Origin of the sequence: Pseudoalteromonas sp. DSM 26666 (assembly GCF_900116475.1) — a bacterium.
GTDB classification, from domain to species: domain Bacteria; phylum Pseudomonadota; class Gammaproteobacteria; order Enterobacterales; family Alteromonadaceae; genus Pseudoalteromonas; species Pseudoalteromonas tetraodonis.
Window position 1 is genome coordinate 60,336 of sequence record NZ_FPAR01000009.1, and the last position, 22,912, is coordinate 83,247.

The 22,912-nt window shown below is 42.4% G+C and carries 21 protein-coding genes and 1 riboswitch; of the genes, 11 read left to right on the forward strand and 10 right to left on the reverse strand.

The features are described 5' to 3' along the window. Positions 1-63 precede the first annotated feature (63 nt). A complete protein-coding gene (locus BM380_RS15065; RefSeq protein ID WP_090495064.1) occupies positions 64-945 on the forward strand; it encodes a virulence factor BrkB family protein in 882 nt (293 codons plus the stop codon). Next, entirely contained in the window at positions 946-1,383 is a 438-nt protein-coding gene (dtd, locus tag BM380_RS15070; RefSeq protein WP_090495041.1) for a D-aminoacyl-tRNA deacylase, read from the forward strand. Here the strand turns inward: dtd and BM380_RS15075 are convergent. Next, positions 1,380-2,126: a spermidine synthase gene (locus BM380_RS15075; RefSeq protein WP_090495042.1), complete on the reverse strand. Its 747-nt coding sequence runs from the start codon at positions 2,124-2,126 to the stop codon at positions 1,380-1,382. The genes dtd and BM380_RS15075 overlap by 4 nt on opposite strands. A 122-nt stretch (positions 2,127-2,248) precedes the next feature. Between BM380_RS15075 and BM380_RS15080 the strand changes: the two genes are divergently transcribed. Next, entirely contained in the window at positions 2,249-3,142 is an 894-nt protein-coding gene (locus BM380_RS15080; protein ID WP_028835930.1) for a bifunctional GNAT family N-acetyltransferase/hotdog fold thioesterase, read from the forward strand. Between the two features lie 54 nt (positions 3,143-3,196). Here the strand turns inward: BM380_RS15080 and BM380_RS15085 are convergent, their stop codons facing one another. From BM380_RS15085 to dapA, 5 genes are all read right to left on the reverse strand, one after another. Next, positions 3,197-4,228, reverse strand: a complete 1,032-nt coding sequence (locus tag BM380_RS15085) for a phospholipase A (protein WP_090495044.1) — start codon at positions 4,226-4,228, stop codon at positions 3,197-3,199. Positions 4,229-4,405: 177 nt separating this feature from the next. Further along, the gene (locus BM380_RS15090) at positions 4,406-5,527 is read right to left on the reverse strand and encodes a succinylglutamate desuccinylase/aspartoacylase family protein (protein ID WP_090495045.1); all 1,122 of its coding nucleotides are present in this window, start codon (positions 5,525-5,527) and stop codon (positions 4,406-4,408) included. Between the two features lie 5 nt (positions 5,528-5,532). Beyond that, positions 5,533-6,738: a PLP-dependent decarboxylase gene (locus BM380_RS15095; RefSeq protein ID WP_090495047.1), complete on the reverse strand. Its 1,206-nt coding sequence runs from the start codon at positions 6,736-6,738 to the stop codon at positions 5,533-5,535. After that, the gene (locus BM380_RS15100) at positions 6,738-7,478 is read right to left on the reverse strand and encodes a 2,3,4,5-tetrahydropyridine-2,6-dicarboxylate N-succinyltransferase (RefSeq protein WP_090495048.1); all 741 of its coding nucleotides are present in this window, start codon (positions 7,476-7,478) and stop codon (positions 6,738-6,740) included. The genes BM380_RS15095 and BM380_RS15100 overlap by 1 nt, the downstream gene beginning before the upstream one ends. 15 nt (positions 7,479-7,493) lie before the next feature. Then, complete coding sequence (gene dapA, locus BM380_RS15105) at positions 7,494-8,378, reverse strand: 4-hydroxy-tetrahydrodipicolinate synthase (RefSeq protein WP_090495049.1); 885 nt, start codon at positions 8,376-8,378, stop codon at positions 7,494-7,496. A gap of 127 nt (positions 8,379-8,505) precedes the next feature. Then, positions 8,506-8,685, reverse strand: a riboswitch (Lysine riboswitch). A gap of 187 nt (positions 8,686-8,872) precedes the next feature. On the opposite strand from dapA, the gene BM380_RS15110 reads away from it, so the two are divergent. From BM380_RS15110 to BM380_RS15135, 6 genes are all read left to right on the forward strand, one after another. Continuing rightward, the gene (locus tag BM380_RS15110; RefSeq protein WP_058154018.1) at positions 8,873-9,571 is read left to right on the forward strand and encodes a DNA-3-methyladenine glycosylase I; all 699 of its coding nucleotides are present in this window, start codon (positions 8,873-8,875) and stop codon (positions 9,569-9,571) included. 8 nt (positions 9,572-9,579) lie between these two features. Continuing rightward, the gene (locus tag BM380_RS15115) at positions 9,580-10,989 is read left to right on the forward strand and encodes a protein adenylyltransferase SelO (RefSeq protein WP_090495051.1); all 1,410 of its coding nucleotides are present in this window, start codon (positions 9,580-9,582) and stop codon (positions 10,987-10,989) included. 321 nt (positions 10,990-11,310) lie between these two features. After that, a complete protein-coding gene (locus BM380_RS15120) occupies positions 11,311-12,375 on the forward strand; it encodes an OmpA family protein (protein ID WP_013463815.1) in 1,065 nt (354 codons plus the stop codon). 255 nt (positions 12,376-12,630) lie between these two features. Further along, a complete protein-coding gene (acnB, locus tag BM380_RS15125; protein ID WP_028835937.1) occupies positions 12,631-15,228 on the forward strand; it encodes a bifunctional aconitate hydratase 2/2-methylisocitrate dehydratase in 2,598 nt (865 codons plus the stop codon). 201 nt (positions 15,229-15,429) lie between these two features. Continuing rightward, positions 15,430-16,062, forward strand: coding sequence for a 2OG-Fe dioxygenase family protein (locus tag BM380_RS15130; protein ID WP_013463817.1), 633 nt, complete (start codon positions 15,430-15,432; stop codon positions 16,060-16,062). 10 nt (positions 16,063-16,072) lie between these two features. Then, positions 16,073-17,305, forward strand: a complete 1,233-nt coding sequence (locus BM380_RS15135; protein WP_090495053.1) for a cysteine desulfurase-like protein — start codon at positions 16,073-16,075, stop codon at positions 17,303-17,305. Positions 17,306-17,511: 206 nt separating this feature from the next. On the opposite strand, the gene BM380_RS15140 is transcribed toward BM380_RS15135, so the two are convergent. Continuing rightward, positions 17,512-18,216, reverse strand: a complete 705-nt coding sequence (locus tag BM380_RS15140) for a 2OG-Fe(II) oxygenase (protein WP_024602232.1) — start codon at positions 18,214-18,216, stop codon at positions 17,512-17,514. Between the two features lie 31 nt (positions 18,217-18,247). On the opposite strand from BM380_RS15140, the gene BM380_RS15145 reads away from it, so the two are divergent. Then, a complete protein-coding gene (locus BM380_RS15145) occupies positions 18,248-18,646 on the forward strand; it encodes an acyl-CoA thioesterase (RefSeq protein WP_024602231.1) in 399 nt (132 codons plus the stop codon). Positions 18,647-18,653: 7 nt separating this feature from the next. Here the strand turns inward: BM380_RS15145 and glpD are convergent, their stop codons facing one another. The 3 genes from glpD to BM380_RS15160 form a co-directional block, all read right to left on the reverse strand. Beyond that, entirely contained in the window at positions 18,654-20,156 is a 1,503-nt protein-coding gene (gene glpD / locus BM380_RS15150) for a glycerol-3-phosphate dehydrogenase (RefSeq protein ID WP_090495055.1), read from the reverse strand. A 5-nt stretch (positions 20,157-20,161) separates the two neighbouring features. After that, positions 20,162-21,667: a glycerol kinase GlpK gene (gene glpK, locus BM380_RS15155; protein ID WP_090495056.1), complete on the reverse strand. Its 1,506-nt coding sequence runs from the start codon at positions 21,665-21,667 to the stop codon at positions 20,162-20,164. A 168-nt stretch (positions 21,668-21,835) separates the two neighbouring features. Continuing rightward, positions 21,836-22,078: an HP1242/YdcH family protein gene (locus tag BM380_RS15160; RefSeq protein ID WP_013463823.1), complete on the reverse strand. Its 243-nt coding sequence runs from the start codon at positions 22,076-22,078 to the stop codon at positions 21,836-21,838. Positions 22,079-22,309: 231 nt separating this feature from the next. Here BM380_RS15160 and BM380_RS15165 point away from each other — a divergent pair, with 231 nt between their 5' ends. Continuing rightward, on the forward strand, positions 22,310-22,891 hold the full coding sequence (locus BM380_RS15165) for an anthranilate synthase component II (protein ID WP_090495057.1): 582 nt from the start codon (positions 22,310-22,312) through the stop codon (positions 22,889-22,891). The last annotated feature ends 21 nt before the right edge of the window (positions 22,892-22,912 follow it).

Genomic DNA, 22,912 nt, shown 5'->3' on the forward strand with positions numbered 1-22,912 from the left:
AATGCTGTAAATTATGGCCTTGATTGTTATTATAATCAAAAGCTCACCAACAAAGTTAATTGTATGAATGATAAGCTCTCCCATTATAAACAGCAAGTTAAGGCGTTTTTAAAACTGCAACCAGGCTGGTGGATGCAATATTTTAATCGCTGTATTGACGATCAAATAACCATTAATGCAGGGTATTTAGCGTACGTTACTTTACTTTCGTTAGTCCCACTTATTGCTGTAGGTGTGGCAATATTTTCTGCTTTCCCAGGATTTGAGTCGACCCGTTTAGCCATTGAGAGCTTTTTGTTTACTAACTTTGTGCCGACCTCTTCTGGTGTTATTAAAGAGCATATTAGCTCGTTTGCTAGTAATGCCAATCAAATGACGGCAGTAGGTATTGGCTTTTTAGCAGCCATTGCCTTGCTACTTATTCGTAATGTAGATGCCACGCTAAACCGTATTTGGCGAGTAAAGAAAAAACGCCCGATGATGATATCGTTTGCCGTATATTGGATGGTACTCAGCTTAGGGCCCGTATTACTGGGCGCCAGTATCGGTGTCACCTCATATATTGTGTCGTTGGTATCGTTTGCCGATCAGGGGATTCCAGGGTTTAGTGGCTTCTTGTTAAAGCTACTCCCTTATGCGATTTCTATGGCTGGTTTTATTATGCTTTACACCTTAGTGCCCAATACTCGCGTTTCGTTTAAGGCGGCCTTTCCCGGTGCGCTATTTGCTGCCATGTTATTTGAGCTAACCAAAAAAGGCTTTGCTTTGTACATTAGCCATTTTCCATCATACGAAGTGATTTATGGTGCGGTAGCAACCATTCCCATTTTGTTTGTATGGGTTTACTTGTCGTGGGTCGTGGTGCTACTAGGCGCTGAATTCACCGTGTGTATTAACATGCAGCATTACAATAAAAAAGATCAACAAGCAGAGGATACAGAGTAAATGCAGGGATTAATTCAACGAGTAACACACGCTAATGTGGTGATAGGCCAACAGCTTGTCGGTGAAATTAAACAAGGCATTGTATTATTGCTGGGGGTGGAAAAAGAAGATGATGAAAGCAGCGCTGATAAACTATTACACAAAGTCACCAATTACCGTATTTTTAATGACGAAAACGATAAAATGAATTTCAGCCTTAAAGACATACAAGGCGAACTGTTAGTCGTATCGCAATTTACGCTCGCAGCCAATACAAAAAAAGGCATGCGGCCTAGCTTTTCATCGGCAGCTACACCAGACCAAGCGCAAGCGCTATATAATTACTTTGTAGAGCAGGCTAAATTACTCGGTATTAAGGTCGCGACCGGTGAATTTGCAGCCGATATGCAGGTGAGTTTATGTAACGATGGGCCGGTTACCTTTAATTTAACCGCTTAACGTGCTTTTTTTACAATCACAATATGATTAACAAAGCCGGTAATTTTTTGAATACTAATAGCCTTCCCAAATACAGTCAGTAGTACATGTTGTAACTGAGTGAGTTGTGATGAGTGCTGCGATAAAAAGTTAATAAATAAGATGCCCTGTTGATCAAGTGCATCATAAATTGTTTGATAAAAGCATGAATCAAATAAAAATCGCGGGGCGTCTAATTCACTAAATAAATCTAAAATGACCCAGTCCATATGCTCTGCTGATTTTAAAATTGTTTGCGCATCCTCGCAATGAATCTGTTGTTGTTCACTAGGGGCAAAAAATTGTTGATAACAGTCAATAATATGGGGGCTTTTCTCTACTGAAGTAACCTGTACTTGAGGATACTGTTCTAATAAGTAATTACGAATGGCACCGCCACCTAACCCCAGTTCGAGTACTTTTTTAGGTGTAGGTGGCTGTTGCCAAACCGTTGCTAAATAAGCAAGGTGTGGAAACAGCAATGCATGTGGTTTTGCTTTTAAAATAACAGACTGCAAGGTGTTATTAATGAGTAGCCAGCGAAGTTGTTGATACTCTCTTACTTGTATGTGCTCACCATGCTGATTATGCCAATAAAGTAACTGGCCTAGCGATGAACTATGCTCAATAAAATGTTGGCTGATCAGGCCACTATTGCAATGGATATATTTATTCATGCTATTGAGCATAAACCAGCAGAGGTAAATCGCAACGGCTTTTGTCATTAATTTTTTACAGCTGTTTTCTCAGCACCAAAGTCTTATTTGCAGTTTTATCCAGATCGAGTATGGTGTTTTTCACAAAATGCACAGCGTAATATTTTACATTTTTAATTTATGGAGTATGTATGTTTCAAGTGAGCACCCCACAAAGTAGTGAAGACTGGCAAGCCTATTACCAATTACGCTGGCAGGTTTTACGTGCCCCATGGGGCGAACCTCGGGGCTCTGAGCAAGACGATTTAGAGCAAGAGGCTGAGCATCGCTTCATTAAAAATAAAGCGGGTGAAGTATTGGGTGTGGCTCGTTTGCACTTTAATAATCAGCAACAAGCTCAAGTACGTTATATGGCGGTTGCAGAGGGTAATCGTAATCAACATATTGGTAGCCGCTTGTTACATGAACTCGAAAAAATAGCGTGGAATCAAGATGCTGATGAATTAGTGTTGTTTGCTCGCGAACGTGCACTGGAATTTTATCAGCGCCATGGCTATGAAAATAAAGAAAAAGCACATTTGGCTTATGGTGATGTACAGCATTATAAAATGGTTAAGCTCAAACCGAGTGAACCAGGTTGGTTTCGCCACCCAAATTGGACTCAAGTACTGCAAAACACATGGCGTGAATCAATCCCCATTAGTGATGCAATGGGAATAAAAGTTGAAAGTTACACAGATTGGCAATTTACTACTCGTGCAGATTTAAATGCTAACTTAAATTTACACAACACTATGTTTGCAGGCTCTATTTATAGCCTAGCTACATTAACGGGTTGGGGTGCAACGTATTTAGCATTAAAAGAAGCCGGGCTTGAAGGGAATATCGTGTTAGCAGATGCCAACATTAAGTATTTAAAGCCACTGAATACTGACCCTAAGGGCTGTGTGAATATTCAAACCTGTAAAGGGAACTTAAATGAGTTACAAGATGCGGGTAAAGCAAGTTACCTAGTGCCGGTAACCATTTTTGATGGTGACGAGGTGGTTGCTCAGTTTGAAGGGCAGTTTGTGGTTAAAAAATAATAAGAATAAACGAAAAAGCCAAGCGAGTTGCTTGGCTTTTTTTTATAAGCATTTTTACAGTAAATCTGTCAGTAATATACCCACACCAAAGCGTTCAATATCGGCGTTATAGTCTATTAAACTTTCACCATAACCATTAAAGTACTGCGCATAGCCGCGTACTCTTCCCCATAGAGGGAATGACCAATCAAGCTGAATTGCCCCGCGGTTATCTGAATTTAAATTATTGCGAGTCATAAAACTAAATTCATGATCGTTAAAGCGATACGCGCCACCAAATTCAAAGTAACCCATGTATTTATAGATATCTGGGTTATCGTCACCTCGTGCATCTAACGGCGCAGGCTTTTTGTTTTCAGGAATGCGATACCAAGGTTTAAAGCTAAATACAAAGCCGTCTTTTTCCCAAATGAAATCGGCATAAATGCGATTCCAAGAACGCGAGTTTGGCTGACTACGACCATTAGATTGGTGCGAAATACCAATGGCTATTGCCATTTCATCGCCCCATAAAACGTTTTCAGGGTCTAAGTAATTAATCCAAAATACTTCTGGCTCGTAGTTGGTTTCACGAAAAGGGGAAGAAATATCGTCGTTATATACTTGCCAGTATGACTGCAAAGTAAAGCCAAAAAATATCGCCTGGTCTGAGTCAGTAAACTCATCATACAAAGGCACTTTAATTGATAGCTGATATTTAGCTTCTAGGTTATCAAGTGGGTCGCCATCTTTTTTATCGGTTAACTCTGCAAATCCATCAAACGGGCGAGTGTTTGGGTTCGACATATAAGAAACAGGTAAAATATAATTACGTTTATGCGGGGTAATTACATTACGATTTTTTTTACCAACCGCTTCACGGGCTTGGCGTTTGTCGATAGCCGTTAGCTGCTTGCTTTCTTCAACGGCAGAACACTTTTTACGTAATTGATCGAGCGTTTGTTTACCGTCTCCACCGATCACTTCATTTAAAATACATTGTTTAACCAGCTCAAGTTCATTGTTTTGCTCGTTATTCGCTGTTTCTTCAGCAACAACGGTTGTGCTAAGTAATGTAGAAAGTAGTATCCAATGGCGCCAACTCATTATAATTCCTTTGTAAGTGAGGGAAGTCAGTATTTTGCTAATTATAGCGCCTTTTTAACACATAAATGGTGAATTTGTCCTGAACTTTAATACTTTAAAAAGAAAAGCGACCTAAGTCGCTTTTACTGTGTAACTAGTTATTTACTAGCTAACTCTCACGCAATGAGAAGGGGTGAGCTAAAGCTCAAAGACGTTAGTAAAAAATTTATACAGCTCGGTACCTTGATTCACACTCGCTGAGGCAAAATGCAATATCGCAATTGCATCGAGATCAAAGCTTAGAGTTTGCAGCGGTTGTTCGCTTAAATAGCGCTCCATTCGCAGTATTTTAGCAATGGGTTCTCCAGCTTTAACATGCCCGCCAAGAGGTGCTAGGTATTCGACCATGCCACCCATGGGGGCGTAATAAGCAATATAATCATTTAGTTGGCAGCCATATCTTGTCATCAATTTTGGCTTGTAGGGGGCATCAACAAATACTTGCTTATGATTTAAATAACTTAAAATACTATTGGCATCGTCTAGTGCCGCGCTTAAATCGATTTTTTCTTGGCTGCCAAGCTCTACCGTAAAGGCTTCAACTTGCACGTTAAATTCACGCCCTTGCTGAGCAAGTTGCTCACTAAGCTGCCACCATGGACAAAAGCTTGCTTCATCCATTGCGCCATCAAAGGCATTAGGAATAACCAGCACATGGGGAATATTAAAGTAACGCGCGCTATCGGTCGCATACTCAGGGCAATATAAGTGCTGACTAGAAATAGGGCCGGTGTGTAAATCTAAAACTATATCTGCTTGATGCGCCAATTTTTGTAAGTTTAGCGCAATCCGTTTCCCCGTTGTTAAACGATAATCAGGGCCGTTGAGTTGTTGCTCAACGTCATTAATTAACGCGGCTTTAAAGGCTGTTTTCAGAATCTTATCATCGGCATCGCTGAACTGCTGTGCAAACTGGGTCGCAAGTTTATTATTGCAGTGATACATGCGATTCCAATTAGTCCCCGTAATGGGATCGAATCGGCCAAGAGTAAATTCCCCCGATTTTTGATTACAGCCAATGGGGTTAGCGTAAGGAACTAAGGTAATATCACCTTTTAAATTAAGTGTTTTTAGTTGCTCAAGTAATTGGTAAATTACCGCGTTGCCTTGCACTTCTGCGCCATGCATATTTGCTTGTACATACACACTTGGGCCGGTGCCATCGCCTTTTAAACGATACACAGGAATAGTCAGTGGTAGTCCGTTTGCGACTTCGCCAACCACGATGTTTTCTTGGCTAATAGCTGTGGTGTTATTCATCTTTTTTACCTCAAGTAGTGGCTTGCATCTTCTGCTTGTCGCACGCAACTCAATACGCCATTGTGTATAACATATTCACCGGCCAGTTCATGACATAAAAAGTACGGCATACTTTCGGTAAAACCATAGGCACCGCATTGACTAAATACTAGCCAGTCTTGCTCATTTAAATCACTGGGTAATTGGTGCTCTCCTAAGCAATCAAGTGCAGTACATAAGGGGCCGTATAGGCTCATTGCTTGATTTTCTGCATTTGAATCTCGTAATAAACGCGCAGGGAAATCTTGACTGGTGACCGCAGGGCGCAATAAATGATTAATGCCGCCGCTCATAATCACCTGTTGTTGGCCGTAATTTAGTTTGCGCTCAACAACAGGTGTGGCGTAGTGGCCGCATTCGCCTACAGCGTAGCGACCTAGTTCCATCCATAGCTCAGTAACCCCCGCATCGCATTTAATTTTTGCAAGCGCCTCTATGAGTGCATCCCAACTTAGAGTGGGCGTATCAAGCGTATAGGGAATACCTAAACCACCACCTAAATCCAGCACCTTGAGGTTAATATTTAAATCCTCAGCAAGTTGCCTTAACGGCGTAATCATTTGTGTCCACAGCTCAGCGAGTTTGTCGCTGCTAAGCATGTTGCCCCACTGAAAAATATGCAGACCGTCAAAATTAAGTGCACAGTAGTCACTGGTATTTAGCGCCTGCCACTCGTCGCACCCTAAGCCAAATGGAGTAAGACTATCGCCCCCTAGCGGGTTTTTATCACCCTCGGGCCAGCGTAATTGAACACGCAGCAAAACCTGCAACTGGCACTGCTGAGCAATCGCTTGTTCGTTGAGCCAACGTACCTGATTGAGACTTTCGGCCACAAAGGTACGCACGCCACGCGCAATAAAGTGCTTAATTTGTTTAGGGCTTTTTGCAGGCCCCGTGTTGAGCACGCGTTCACTGTTAATTCCTTGAGCAAGGACTTGCTCAAGCTCGCCTTTACTGGCGACATCAAAGTTAAAACCAGCGTTATTTAAGCGTTGGATCACGCTAGATAACGGGTTCGCTTTAACTGCATACCAGAGTTTTACCTCGGTTTGTGCTACTAAACGCGTTAAATGTGTGTTTAGTGAATCAAGATCATAAACAAAAAAGGGCGTATCAAGCTCAGTTGATAGCTTATCAATAGCGCTTTTAACGGGCGTGCTCAAAAAGGTCATTAACGTAAAACCTCTTCAAGCAATAATGACGCGTCACTTTGCTCGTCACGGTATTTAACAATTAACGCACACGACATGCTTAAGCCTTGCTCATGCGCCCAATCGTTTGACGCAGGGCGAGAGCCCGGGATCACAATCGCGTATTCAGGGATTGCTTCGCCTTTATCAAGCTGGCGCTCATTTACGCAGTCATAAACAGGGATGGTTGCAGATAAGCGAACACCTGGGGCAAGTACCGCGCCTTTTTTAACTACCACGCCTTCAACAATCACACAGCCTGCACCAATGAATGCATCGTCTTCTATGACCACAGGGCTTGCGCCAATGGGCTCAAGTACCCCGCCTAATTGTACCGCGGCGCTCAAATGAACATTTTTACCCACTTGCGCACATGAGCCAACCAATGCGTGGCTATCTACCATAGTCCCCTCGTCAATAAAGGCGCCAATATTTACGTACGCAGGTGGCATAATAATAGTGCCTTTGGCAACATGTGCACCACGGCGCACACTTGAACCACCTGGCACCATGCGAACGCCTGCTGTGGCTTCAAAGCATTGCGGCGCTAGATTATGTTTATCTACAAAGCCACCAGGAAACTCCATGTTAGTGCCGTTTTTAAAGGCTTCTAAAATGCCTTGCTTTACTTCTACGTTAGCGTGCCATTGGCCGTTTTCGCCTTGTGTTGCTGCGCGAACCGCGCCCGTTTCTAAATTATTTAATAGTTCTAACCAGTTCATTATAAAAACCTGTATTTAATGCCAAGATAAAATGGTGTTGTTTGCCGATGAAATGTCATCTGTGTGTGTCAGCTCAAGGTGTGTTAAAGGTGGGCGTAAATACGGACTGCCAATACGCCCTTGTAAATGCATTAACACTTTGACTGGGATAGGGTTGGCTACTGAGAATAAGCTATTGATAGCACTAGACCACTGGACAAAAAGATTAGGGTGTTGGCCGCTTAAACTGCGCTTTACAAATTCATGGGTTTGTACTGGCCATGCATTAGCCGCAACTGAGACCAACCCTTTAGCGCCCGCTTGGGCAAAATAAGGCATGAGGGCATCGTCACCACTAAAAATAGCTAAATCAGGCGCTGCTTGTCGATAGGCTTCAAATTGAGAAATACAGCCACTGGCTTCTTTGAGTGCCCATAAATTTTTATGTTGTTTGAGGTTTTCAATGGTTGCAATGGGAATGCTAACCGCACTACGTCCTGGTACGTTATAAAGCATACAAGGATGAGAACTGGCATTGAGCAGGCTTTCAAACCAATGGGTTTGCCCCACTGCACCGGGTTTGGCGTACAAAGGCGAGCCAAGTAAAAAACCATGAATAGGCAGTTGGTTGCAGTAGTTAACCCATTCAAGCTGCTGCTTTAAGTTACTACCACCGACTGCGACCATAAGCGGGACGCTCGGCTGTAATTGGCAAACATGCTCTACGATGGCTTGCTGCTCTTTTAGGGTCAGGGCTAACCCTTCGCCAGTGCTACCTAGCAGTAAAATGCCATTGTTAGCGGCTTCTTGTTCGGCCAGCAAGGTGTCTAAGGTTGCGTAATCAACTAGGCCATTTTGATCAAATGGGGTGATCAGCGCAGTCCATAAATGGAAATTGTTAATATTGAAGTTGTTGATCATCTCTCACGAACTTATAGGGCATTCGTCGAGTTATTGGCGGGTATTTAGGGTGCCTGACTCTTTGAATGTATTTATAATTCGAAGAGCGAATGGGCTTATATAACAGGGCGCACGGCCTTATTATACTAAGACCAGAAGCTCTCCACCAAATATGTTATTGGTGACAGTCGCTAGGATTCAACCTAGTCGCCCGAAGCAACCTTTCACAAAAAAGTGTTACCTCTCGGCGTTAATTCCCCTCACGTATGCTCAATGGAGTTTGCGCTCCTAACATACGCTACCTGAATAACGCACCTCTTCCAGCCCTTTGCACTTGCTATTGAAAAATCAATCAGCAAATACAATGTAATAGGGTAAGTGTGGCGATTAAACCACTTTAGCCGTCTAGGTGTCAAGTGACTAAATATAGATAGATTCATCCTGATTGACAGTTATTACGTATTAGCTGCTTTTCTCGTACACTAGTACTATTGTCGAAGTAAGGTATTAAGCAGATGGAAAAATTTAGTGATATTTATAAGCGAGCGGTAGAGCGAAAGGGCTCTGAAAAAATGCTTAAGTTGTTACTCGCAAAACCTTTATCTAACAAACAACTCCTCACATTAAATGATGATGATTGGCTAGAAGAATTTACTCGGAAAGTTTTTCAAAGTGGTTTTTATTGGTCGGTGATCAACAGTAAGTGGGCCGGATTTAGAGAGGTTTTCTGGGATTTCAATGTTGAAAAACTATTGATGATGCCACCGGATATGCTTGAGCAAAAAGCCAGTGATGAGCGGATTGTACGCAACTATAAAAAAGTAAAAACTATTACTGAAAATGCGTATATGATCCACGAAGTTGCAGAGCAATACGGCAGCTTTAGTGAGTTTATTGCTAACTGGCCAAGTGAAGATATTATTGGCTTGTGGGCGTATTTAAAAAAGCATGGTGCAAGGCTTGGTGGTAATACCGGCCCTTATGCGCTGCGCGCCTTAGGAAAAGATACTTTTTTACTTTCAAGAGACGTAGAAAGCTATTTGCGTGCCCATAAAATTATAGATGGCGGATTACAAACTAAAAAGTCACTAAGTGCGGCGCAGGCATTCTTTAATGAACTGCAGCAGCAAAGCGGCTTAAGCATGCAAGAGCTAAGCTTAATTGTCGCTTATGGTGTAGGCGACAATCGCGTAGGTATCAGCCAAAAACAATAGGATTAAACATGAAATTAGTGCCAAGGTATACCGACATTGGTGAGGGGTTTGCAATTAGCGATCATCCAGCCAAGGTGACAGCGCCACAGTTATTGTTATGGAATGAGCCCCTAGCTAAGCAATTTAATATACAGGTGAGTGCCGATTCTCGAGCAAATATATTTAGCGGTAATGAACCCCAAGCGATTTCTGCGGTGGCACTGGGATATTCTGGTCATCAGTTTGGTCACTTTTCACCGCGACTAGGGGATGGTAGGGCACATTTGCTCGGTGCGATTAGCGATGATAAAAATCAGCTTTGGGATCTGCAATTAAAAGGCGCTGGTGCTACGCCATTTTCGCGCGGAGGCGATGGCCGCTGTGCATTAGGTCCAGCTATTCGTGAGTACGTAATGAGCGAAGCTATGCACGCGCTTGGCATTCCAACAACGCGTTGTTTAGCCGTGGTTGGCAGTGGCGAAACCGTTTATCGCAACCCACCTCAACCAGGTGCTATTGTAACCCGACTCGCCAGCAGTCATATTCGGGTGGGCTCGTTTCAATATTTAGCCACTCAAGGTGACGTTACTAGCCTAAAAAACTTAGCCGACTTAGCCATTCAAAGACACTATCCCGAGATTAACAGCACTGGCGCTCAGCGTTATTTAGATTTTTTAGCTGCAGTGATCGCCAACCAAGTCAAATTAGTCGTAAGTTGGATGAGGGTGGGGTTTATTCATGGAGTTATGAACACCGATAACACCTTAATTAGTGGTGAAACCATAGATTACGGCCCATGTGCCATGATGAACCAGTTTGATTTTGATACCGTGTTTAGCTCTATTGATAAACAAGGGCGTTATGCGTTTGGTAATCAGCCAAACATGGCAAGTTGGAACTGTGCCCGCTTAGCAGAGAGTCTAATAGCGCTGATCAGTGACGATGACGAGCAAGCGGTGGCAATGATGACGCCTTTAATTGAGGGCTTTTCAACGCAATTTAACCAACAATTTAGCGCTATGTGGGCACAAAAGTTAGGGCTAACAATAGCTGATGATAAAGATAATGAGCTGGTGGGGGAGTTACTAGGGCTATTAAAACAACACCAGCTTGATTATACCAATACTTTTAATGCACTCACTGAGTCGTTAAATGGACAAGCGCAAATACCATCAGCACTCGTATCATGGGCGCAGCAATGGCAAACACGAACTAATGAGCACAGTTATAATATGATGCGACAGGCAAACCCAAGTGTGATTCCGCGTAATCATATTATTGAAGATATTATTACGCAGTACACTACGCATGGGGATAGTGAGCTACTCAGTCGTTTTAGCCAAGTGATGGCGAGCCCTTACACAAACCATGTGCAGGCCACAGAGTTTCAAACGTCGCCCGAAGATGATAAGAATTATCGTACTTTTTGCGGTACTTAAGTATGGTTTATTGCATTTTAAAATGAATATAAAAGGTCATTTTTTACCCCAGCGACGTTCATTCATAGAGCAAACTATGAACGGGTGATACCATAACTCCATAAAAGCCAGTGATCGTGTGGGGTTTAAAGCGATTGTTTGCTTTTTGAGCTAGCCTGTGTTCATCGACATTTTTTATGAGCTAGTTTTATTATCCTAGATATTGAAAAAAATATATTTGCGTTAAGTATTGATTAACAAAGACTCAGTTACTGTATAGGTAAGTTAGAAGAGCTAGCAATGCTTAGCTACATTTTTAGTTGTTAAAATGGGAAGAAAACAATGAAATTAAAATCACTTACAATGGCTATTGCGTTAGCTGCAACTAGCGCATCTACTTTCGCAGCCGAGCAAGAAGGCTTTTACATCGGTGCATTCGGCGATTATTACGATGCTTCGTGGAAAAACATGCGTGAGCAAGCTGGCCTTGACGTTAATGAGTCAACAGGCTGGGGTGCTGAATTAGGCTACCGCTTTAATGATTACTGGAGTGCGCGTTTAGAGTACGCAGACCTAGACTTTAATGCTCACGACAAAGTATTGAACAACCGCAACGATATTGACGGCGAACGTTACGGTATCGATGCACTTTACCACTTTGGTGGCGGTCCTTTCTACGGTTTATTTGGTCTGAAAGATATTGATGTTGTTGATGACAACACGTTTGTAAACGCAGGTGTAGGTTACCGACACTTTGTTACAGACAACTTCTTTGTTAATGCTGAAACCAGTGTTTACCAAGGTTTAGACAAAGGCTACACAGATGTTGGCGCTAAATTAGGTATAAACTACTTCTTTGGTCAAAAATCGGCGCCAGTAGCACCGGTTGAGCCTGCACCACAGCCAGAGCCAGAAATTGTTCCTGTGCCGGTAGCACTTGCTGATACAGATAAAGACAGCATCCCTGATGTAGATGATAAATGTGCCAATACACCTATGACAGATGCTGTTGGTAGCGATGGTTGTACACTTTATGAAGATACTGAAGTAACAGTAAGCTTGTTAGTAACATTTCCTAACAATGATTCTTCAGTTTCGCAGCAGTACTTAAATGATATTGACGAAGTAGCGACTTTCTTAAAAGAGTACCCAGATACAACAGTGCTTCTTGAAGGTCATACGTCTGCAGTAGGTAAAGCGTCTTACAATAAATGGTTATCTAAAAAACGTGCTGATGCAGTAGCTAAAAAGCTAATTGCTGATGGTATTGCAGAAGATCGCATTACAACGGCAGGTTTAGGTGAAGAACGCCTTAAAAATGAAGCGAATACGGCAAAAGCGCATGCTGAAAACCGCCGCGTTGAAGCACACGTAAAATCTATTAAACGTGTAAAAGTATTACGTTAATAGTCTCATTATTGAGTAAAAACCCAGCTTAGGCTGGGTTTTTTTATGGCTGCTTAATAGGTATTCATGGGAGTTGGTTTTACTTTGTTCACTATTCATATTATTAATAATCGGTATAACTAGTTGCATAACTGGATGGATTTTAATCTATGCACAAAAGCTTTATAATCGGCAGATAGAATACTATAAGTATTGGGTTATGGTGTGTTTAGTAAACACCACCGAATACTTTAACGTCACCAAGAGGGCAATACTGTGCTACAAGAATATCGTAAACACGTAGAAGAACGTGCCGCGTTAGGTATCGTACCAGCGCCATTAGATGCTCAGCAGACGGCTGATCTTATTGAGCTAATTAAAACGCCACCGGCAGGTGAAGAAGAGTTCATCCTAGAACTACTGATCAACCGCGTACCACCAGGTGTTGATGATGCAGCCTACATTAAAGCAGGATTTTTAGCGGCTGTTGCTAAAGGTGAAGCTGTTTCTCCGTTGATTTCTAAAGAAAAAGCAGCTGAGTTACTAGGTACTATGCTCGGTGGCTACAATATTGCGCCAATGGTTGAACTACTTGATGACGAAGCGTTAGCGCCAATTGTAGTAAAAGGCCTTTCGAACACATTATTAATGTTTGATGCGTTCTACGATGTAGAAGAAAAAGCAAAAGCAGGTAATGCATACGCCAAGCAAATTATAGAGTCTTGGGCTGCGGCAGAATGGTTTATCAATAAGCCAGCCGTTGCTGAAAAAATCTCTGTTACGGTATTTAAAGTCACTGGCGAGACAAACACAGATGATTTATCACCAGCACCAGATGCATGGTCACGTCCTGATATTCCGCTTCATGCATTAGCCATGCTTAAAAATGAGCGTGATGGTATTAACCCTGACAAAGACGGTGAAGTAGGTCCAATCACTCAGCTTGAAGAATTAAAAACTAAAGGCTTACCACTTGCTTACGTAGGTGACGTTGTTGGTACAGGCTCTTCGCGTAAGTCTGCAACAAACTCTGTGCTTTGGTTTATGGGGGATGATATCCCATTCGTACCAAACAAGCGCGTGGGTGGTGTATGTTTAGGTAACAAGATTGCGCCTATTTTTTTCAATACAATGGAAGACTCGGGTGCGTTACCAATCGAATTAAATGTTGATGAATTCAACATGGGTGACCAAATCGACATCTACCCTTATGAAGGTGTTGTGAAACGTCATGGTACTGATGATGTGATCTCTACATTTGAACTTAAATCAGAGGTAATTTTGGACGAAGTTCGTGCTGGTGGTCGTATTCCATTGATCATTGGTCGTGGTCTTACAGACAAAGCACGTACATCATTAGGTTTAGGCGCAACTGACGTATTTAAAGTACCAGCAGTGACTGAAGTATCAGACAAAGGCTTTACGCTTGCGCAAAAAATGGTTGGTAAAGCATGTAACGTTGCCGGTATTCGCCCAGGCCAATACTGTGAACCTAAAATGACCACGGTTGGCTCGCAAGATACAACAGGTCCTATGACGCGTGATGAGCTTAAAGACTTAGCCTGTTTAGGTTTCTCTGCAGATTTAACAATGCAGTCTTTTTGTCATACATCCGCTTACCCTAAGCCAATCGATGTAAACACGCACCATACGCTTCCTGATTTTATTATGAATCGTGGCGGTGTATCGCTTCGCCCTGGTGATGGTGTAATTCACTCATGGTTAAACCGTATGTTATTACCAGATACCGTAGGTACGGGTGGTGATTCACATACACGTTTCCCATTAGGTATTTCATTCCCAGCAGGTTCGGGGGCGGTAGCGTTCGCAGCTGCAACGGGTGTAATGCCACTAGATATGCCTGAATCAATTTTGGTTCGTTTTAAAGGTGAAATGCAACCGGGTATCACTTTACGTGATCTTGTACATGCTATCCCTTACTTCGGTATCAAAGAAGGCCTATTAACGGTTGAGAAGAAAGGTAAAATCAACGAATTCTCTGGTCGCATACTAGAAATTGAAGGGGTTGAGCACTTAACGGTTGAGCAAGCGTTTGAGCTATCCGATGCATCTGCAGAGCGTTCAGCTGCTGGCTGTACTGTTAAGCTTTCTAAAGAGTCTATCAGCGAATACCTTGAGTCAAATATTGTTATGCTTAAGTGGATGATTTCTGAAGGTTACGGCGATGTACGTACGATTGAACGTCGTGTTACTGCAATGCAAGACTGGTTAGCAAACCCAGAGCTAATGGAAGCTGATAAAGACGCAGAGTACAAACACGTACTTGAAATCGACCTTGCTGAGATTAAAGAGCCAGTACTGTGTGCGCCAAATGATCCTGATGATGCACGCCTACTTTCTGATGTGACAGGCGAGAAAATCGATGAAGTATTTATCGGTTCTTGTATGACTAATATTGGTCACTTCCGTGCTGCAGGTAAATTACTCGATGGCTTTAAAGGGCGTATCCCAACACAGCTTTGGGTTGCTCCACCAACGAAAATGGATAAAGACCAACTTACAGACGAAGGTTACTACGGTATTTTTGGTCGTGTTGGTGCACGTATTGAAACGCCAGGGTGTTCACTGTGTATGGGTAACCAAGCACGTGTTGCGGACAAAGCAACGGTCGTGTCTACTTCTACACGTAACTTCCCTAACCGTTTAGGTACAGGGGCAAACGTATTCTTAGCATCAGCAGAGCTGGCAGCAGTAGCGGCAATTTTAGGTAAATTACCTACACCCGCTGAGTACCAAGAATATGCAGCGAAGATCAATGCAACGGCAGCAGATACCTACCGTTACTTGAACTTCCACCGTATGCCTCAGTACACTAAAAAGGCAGACAACGTAATTATTCAGCAAGCTGTATAATTTATAGAGTGTGTTTAAAAAACTCGCTTCGGCGGGTTTTTTATTGTCCAAATAAAATATTAGATAGATAATGCTTAATTCGTTACATGATTGTATTAACTTTCGTTAAATGTCGTCATTGATATGGTTAATAAAGCAAAAAATCCTCTCTATATGCATTAAAATCCTCGACAATATTATCATTATTATAAGCAGGATTTTATGACCGCATTAAACAACCAGAATTTACTGCAACTTCGTTTTATTAACCAAGCCAATATTGATTTGGTTAAGCCTTCTTTTGATAACTTACCTGCAAATCCTTATGCAGATGGTGCGTTTCGTAAACGCCGTTATTCAGTGGTTAAATTACAAAATGGTGAGCTTAATCTTCAAGCGACCAAAGCGTTTGTGCAAGACGATTCAATTAATACCTTTCAAGGTAATGTTGAGCGTACTTACGAAAACTTAGAGCAAAGCTTGCTTGAGTCTGAGGGTATGAAAAGCATTGTTAGCGAATTTGCAGCGATCACCGGCATTGACGCAGAGCGTGATATTGAAATTCACCAATTTAGAATGCTTGCCATTGATAGCGATACGCCAGCAGCTCCAGAAGGTGTGCATCAAGATGGGTTTGACCATGTGTGTGTATGTGGTGTTTCTCATGAAAATTTAGAAGGTGGTGAGCTATTGGTTTATGAAAACCAACAAGCTGAACCGTGTTTTAAAATGGAAATAAAAGACGGCATGTTTGCACTAATTAATGACCGTCAGGTATGGCATAACGCCACGCCAATGAACAAAATTGATGCTAACAAACCAGGTTACCTGGATTGCTTTGTACTAACTGCTTAAGAGAAATAAAATGAATTTAATGCAATTGCGCGCGCAATTTCCTGCTTTAATGCAAACTGTTGATGGCAAGTCACCGGTGTTTTTAGATGGGCCAGGTGGCTCACAAGTACCCCAGTCGGTACTCAGTGCCATGACCGCTTATTTAGGGCATTACAATTCAAACTTGGGCGGTGCGTTTTTCTCAAGTGACAAAACGGTTGAGCTGATGGCGAATGCGCGTCAAGCGGCGGCTGATTTGTTAAATGCGCCCAGTGCACAAAATATTGTGTTTGGCCCTAATATGACTAGCCTAACATTTAGCTTTAGCCGAGCAATTTCACGCAATTGGCAAGCAGGTGATGAAATTATAGTGACCAATGCTGATCATTTTTCAAATGTATCGTCTTGGCAGCAAGCCGCTGAAGATAAGGGCGTTGTGGTTAATACTGCACTGGTTAATGAAGCCGACTGCAGTTTAGATATGGCGCATTTTGAAAGCCTATTAAACAGTAATACTAAATTAGTTGCCGTTACGTATGCCTCAAACACCACGGGATCTATTAACGACATTAAACGTATTATAGAGCTTGCTCATAATGTGGGTGCGTTGGTGTATGTTGATGCGGTGCATTATGCGCCACATGAACTGATTGATGTACAAGCGTTAGATTGCGACTTTTTAGCTTGTTCTGCATATAAGTTTTTTGGCCCGCACTTAGGCATGGTTTATGGTAAAACTGAGCACTTAGAAGGGTTTACACCTTATAAAGTAGAGCCAGCAAAAGATGTTGCACCAGGTCGCTGGGAAACCGGCACACAAAGTTTTGAGGCACTTGCAGGCTTTATTGCGGCGGTTGATTACATAGCGGCGATTAGCGAACTTGATGACAGTCACTCACGCCGAGAAAAATTACGTGTTGCGTTTGCTAAAACAAAACAACATGAAATGGCATTGAGTGAATACTTTTTAACGCGTCTAGTTAACTACCCAAAAATTAAGTTGTTTGGTATAGACGATTTAGAGCGTTTGAGTGAGCGTACCCCTACGTTCGCACTGACCTTTGAAGGGTTAGAGCCTCGCCAAGTGTCTGAATTTTTGGGTAAACAACATGTATGCGTATGGGATGGTAATTTTTACGCCCAAGGTTTATGCAAACAACTGGGTGTGCTTGATAAGGGCGGCGTAGTTCGCATTGGTTGTATGCACTACAACACCCTAGAAGAAATGGACACGCTCTTTAATTTGTTTGATGAGCTGATTTGAAGCTGTCAGCTATAAGCCGTCAGCTTTCAGTTTAATGCAAATCTGCACTTTAATTATTGTTTATTAAAGTGCAAATACTTGACAGTAGTCAGCAGTTAGTTAATTTTTGACCGCTGACCGCTGACCGCTGACCGCTGACCGCTGACCGCTGACCGCTGACCGCTGACCGCTGACCGCTGACCGCTGACCGCTGACCGCTGACCGCTTTAGCTTTGTGGCGTTCCATAAATTTGCTCTGCTCGATTAAACAAAACCCATGAGGTTAAAATATACTTATCGTTTGATACTGGCTTATTGCCTCTATGTGTATGGGTAAAGTAGCCTGGGGCAACCACCATACTGCCTTTTTTAGGGGCTATTTTACGATTTTGATAATAAAACTCGGTTTCTCCGCCTTCTTCAACATCATTTAAATAAAACATAAATAACAACACCCGATGCAGTGCTTCATTATGCTGTAGCTGCGGATACACCTCACTGTGCCAATACGGATAACCGCCTTTATTTACTTCGTATTTTTGCGCTTGAATATTACCGAGTCTAAAAATTTGCTGCACCAATAAGGGGAGTTGTGGTTTACCTACCTCGTCATAGTTGGCGTGAGTTAAATCAACCGGTTGTCCTGTTTTTGGGTGATATACCTTTAAACCAAATGCCCCAATCATCATAAAAATATGTTCTTCAATGTAGTTGAAAACATACTGTGCAGTGGTTTGTTGAATATGTTTTAATTGTTCTGCGTATTCAGGATGATTGTTTAAGTATAAGTCGTGGCTATCTTTTTTATTAAGATCAACACCGCCCGATGTCATCCCTTGTTTAATATGCGGGCTTTGAGAAAAGGTAGTGATAAAGTTATCGCAAAATTCATTACTGAGCGCGTTGTCATACACGCGGATAAAGTCCGTCATGAGTTACCTGTTTAATTATTATTGGATTATTATGTTTACTGAAAAAGTGATGCCGCGTTTTAGCGAAACGGATGCACTCGGACACATCAACAATACCGTACTCCCCGTATGGTTTGAAGCGGCCCGAGTACCTATTTTTAAATTTTTTACGCCAGATCTAAATCCACACAACTGGAAGTTAATCATTGCTAAAGTTGAAGTGTCGTTTGTTGGCGAACTATTTTATGCCCATGAGGTGACAATTAATACCAGCATAGAGCAAATTGGCAATAGTTCATTTGTGATCCGCCAAGAAGCATGGCAGCAAGATAAGTGCTGCGCTATTGGTAAAACGGTGATGGTACGTTATGACTTTGTTAGTAAAACAAAGCAACCACTTTCGACTGATGAAAAAGCCGCATTAACACAGCACCTTGTAGCAGTTAGTTAATCGCAGCTTAACTATGACAAGCTGGATGTTTAGTTAAATATTGCCCCAAGGCAATGACTTGTTTTTCTGAAAAGCGCAGCCCAAGCTTTGTTCGTCGCCAAAGTATATCTGCGCTGGTTCTTGCCCATTCATGGTTTACTAAGTAATCAACTTCTTGCGCATACAGACCATGACCAAAGTGATAACCTAAATCGCCGATTGCTTGGCTGTTCCCCAGTAATTGATAACTAAGCGTGCCATAGCTGCGAACCATACGTTTTAAGGTGTCGATTGCCAGCCAAGGGTAGCTACTTTCTAACTGAGCGATAAGGTATGTTTGGTTACTAAAGTCGCCGCCTGGTAAAGGGGCATCTTTCGTCCACGAGCCACTCATCTTTGGGTAAAAAGGCACTAATTTATTGACGGCATTTTCTGCAAGCTTTCGATAGGTAGTAATTTTACCGCCAAACACACTTAATAAAGCGGCATGATCGGTGTCGTTGCTTAATATCAGCTTGTAATCACGGGTCACCGCTTGAGCATCTGTTGATTTGTCATCTAATAGTGGCCGCACCCCACTAAAGCTGTGCACAATATCGGCCGCGCTTATTGTGTTTTTAAAGTAATGGTTAGTGATACTGATGAGATACTGTATTTCTTGCTCACTAATTTTTACATCAGCAATATCGCCGGTGTACTCTTCATCAGTGGTGCCAATCAGTGAGTAATCTTGCTCATAAGGAATGACAAATACAATGCGGTTATCTTCATTTTGTAAAATATAGGCAACTGGCTCATCGTGGAGTCGGGGCACTACAATATGACTGCCTTTCACAAGGCGAATAGTGTGCGGTGTGGGCTGGGTAAATACATCTTCAAATAATGACGCGACCCATGGGCCTGCGGCATTTACAACACTTTTTGCCTTTATATTTAGGTGCTGCTTGCTGGCTTGCTGCTCTAAAATCACATCCCAATAATCTGCGTTACGCGTTGCTTTAATGCAGCGGGTGCGTGTTGCAATGGTGGCGCCTAAATTATGAGCCGCTTGGGCGTTTAAAATCACTAAACGCGCGTCATCAACCCACCCATCAGCGTATTCAAAGCCATGGGTTATACTGTTGTTAAGTATACTATTGGTGTCAAATTCAATCGTTTTTGAGGCAGGTAAGGTGTCACGTTTTGCTAGGTGATCGTAAATAAATAACCCCACACGAATCATCCAAGAAGGACGTAAGTGTGCTTGGTGCGGTAGCCTAAAAGAAAGCGGCCACATAATATGCGGCGCTTTTTTTAATAGCACTTCACGTTCACGTAATGCCTCTCTTACCAATCTAAATTGATAATTCTCTAAATAGCGTAGCCCGCCATGAATAAGCTTGCTGCTATTAGAGGAGGTGGCTGAGGCTAAATCGTTTTGCTCACACAATAATACTTTTAAACCGCGACCACTGGCATCGGCAGCAATGCCAGCGCCATTAATACCGCCGCCAATAATGAGTAAGTCATATTCGTTGTCGTGTGCGCTCATAGATTTTACTCACTCTCGCCGTCATTGCTATTAGAAAGTCTAACTTGTGCAATGCAATGTAGCCACTTTGCGTATAAATCGTTGCGCTCTTCACTGCTCATGGTTGGTTCAAAGCGACGATCGCTTTTCCACATGCTGGCAAGCTGCGCAGTTGATTCATACACCCCAGTTTGCAAACCGGCTAAGTAAGCAACCCCTAACGAAGTGGTTTCGGTTAGAGTGGGGCGCTCAACGCTTGCGCCTAAAATATTGGCTAAAAACGCCATTGCCCAATTATTGTTTGCCATGCCGCCATCAACTCTTAGAATACTAGGGCGGAGTCCGTCACCTTCCATGGCTTTTTGTAAATCTTTGGTTTGATAACCCACCGACTGCAAGGCAGCTGCAACAATAGTGCTAATGCCTGAGTCTCGGGTTAGGCCCAAAATTGCGCCTCGGGCATTTGCATCCCAATAGGGCGCACCTAAGCCTGTAAACGAGGGAACCAAGAATACCCCATGATCCAAGGGAACATCTTTGACGAGGGCTTCACTTTCTCCCGCGTTTTCTAATAACTTTAAGCCTTCTACTATCCACTGCATGGTGGCACCAGCCATAAAAATACTGCCTTCAATCGCATAGGTGGGTTTGCCGTTGAGCCGATACGCAAGAGTGGTTAATAAACGATTATTTGATTTTAGTGCTTTATCACCAGTGTTAAGCATTAAAAAGCAGCCCGTTCCGTAAGTACTTTTTGCCATTCCTTCTTCAAAACAAGCTTGACCAATTAAGGCGGCTTGTTGATCGCCTGCTATACCGCAAATTGGAATTTCACCACCAAATAGCTCGCTTGCAGTCACCCCAAAGTCAGCCGCTGAGTCCATTACCTCAGGTAGCATCGACGCTGGAATATTAAATAAAGCCAGTAACTCTTCATCCCAGCATTGCTGGTGAATGTTAAACAGTAATGTACGAGAGGCATTGGTAGCATCGGTTTTGTGTACTTTACCATCGGTTAATTGCCATAGTAAGTAGGAGTCTACCGTACCAAACGCCAGTTCACCTGCGTGTGCTTGCTCTTTAGCGCCTTTGACGTTATCTAAAATCCAACGAATTTTGGTTGCAGAAAAGTAAGGATCGAGCACTAAACCGGTTTTATCATTCACCATTTGTGTATGCCCAGCATGACGTAAATTATCGCAATAGTCACTGGTACGTCGGTCTTGCCACACAATCGCATTGTAGATAGGTTGCCCGGTTTTTTTATTCCACACTAAGGTGGTTTCTCGTTGGTTAGCAATGCCAATGGCAATAATGTCGGCGGCAGTGACTTGTTGCTGCGATAATACGTTTTTAACGCTGCTTAATACGGTTTGCCAAATATCTACAGGGTCATGTTCAACCCAACCATTTTTCACAAAGTGTTGAGGGAAGGTTTGTTGAGCCGTGTCAAAAACCTCGGCATCTTTAGTGTATAAAATAGCTCGAGAGCTTGTCGTTCCTTGGTCAATCGAGAGTATGTATTTAGACATAAAAAATAGTGTTGTTTAATTTAGATAAAGACAGCTTGTCTTTAAGCTAAACGAATAGCAATGCTTTTGCACCATAATGGTTAAAATTATAGATGAGCGAAAGGTAGGAGAGGGAGGTGAACACTCAATTCTGGCGCCTACAATTTAATAGGCGCCAAATAACAACAATTAATTAGCATCCGTTAATTGTTGATGTAGCCAATCTTTTAATACCATTCTGTCGTGTTTTAACTGCTGCATGGCTTCGTCATCTATGGGTGAGTCTTGTAGCTCAAGTACTCGAATTTCTTTATCGATTTCATTGTATTGTTTTGCTTTGGTTGCAAAGTTTTCATCGTTTGCATTAAGTTTTGCAATAGTTTGCGTGTAATCAGGAAAATCTTTAGTTAATGAATGGTCTTCGCCTAACATAGGTTACTCCTTAAATGGCTGTTGCATAATGCACGTCACGTTATATAAAAATGATCAGTGACTTGGGGTGTCCCCATACAACAGAGCTTGGGCTGATCTAAAATAAATCAACCGTTATTGGTTGTTAGTGTGTCTATTTATGTTTGCTGGGCTGCAAAACACTGACACCTGCAAAGGCTTCAGTTAGAATATGCCTGCGACAGGCCCTAATTACTTTGAGTACTTTATTACATGCTTTTAATGATCGATAACTACGACTCGTTCACCTATAACTTGGTACAGTATTTTCAGCGCTTAGATCAAGACGTGTTGGTAAAACGTAACGACCAAATAACGCTGAGTGAGATCAAACAGTTAAACCCAGATCATATTGTGATTTCTCCAGGGCCTAAAAACCCGACTGAAGCGGGAGTGTCGTTATCTGTGGTAGAGCAGTTTAAAGGAGTTTATCCTATATTAGGTATTTGTTTGGGGCACCAAACCATTGCTCAAGTGCTAGGTGGTAAAGTAGTGCGAGCTAAACAGGTTATGCATGGAAAAACATCGCCTATTTATCATCAGCACCAAGGCATGTTTAAAGGCCTACCTAATCCATTTACGGTGTGCCGCTACCATTCATTAATTGTTGAAGCGCACTCATTGCCAAAGGAGTTAGAAGTAACAGCATGGACTCAAAGCATCGCTGGGCAGCGTGATGAAATTATGGGATTATTACATAACGAGCTCGCACTTGAAGGTGTGCAATTTCACCCTGAAGCGATTTTGACCGAGCAGGGCTTAGCTTTACTTGATAACTTTTTAACGCGCTTCTAGGCTTATACCTGCAAGCTATTT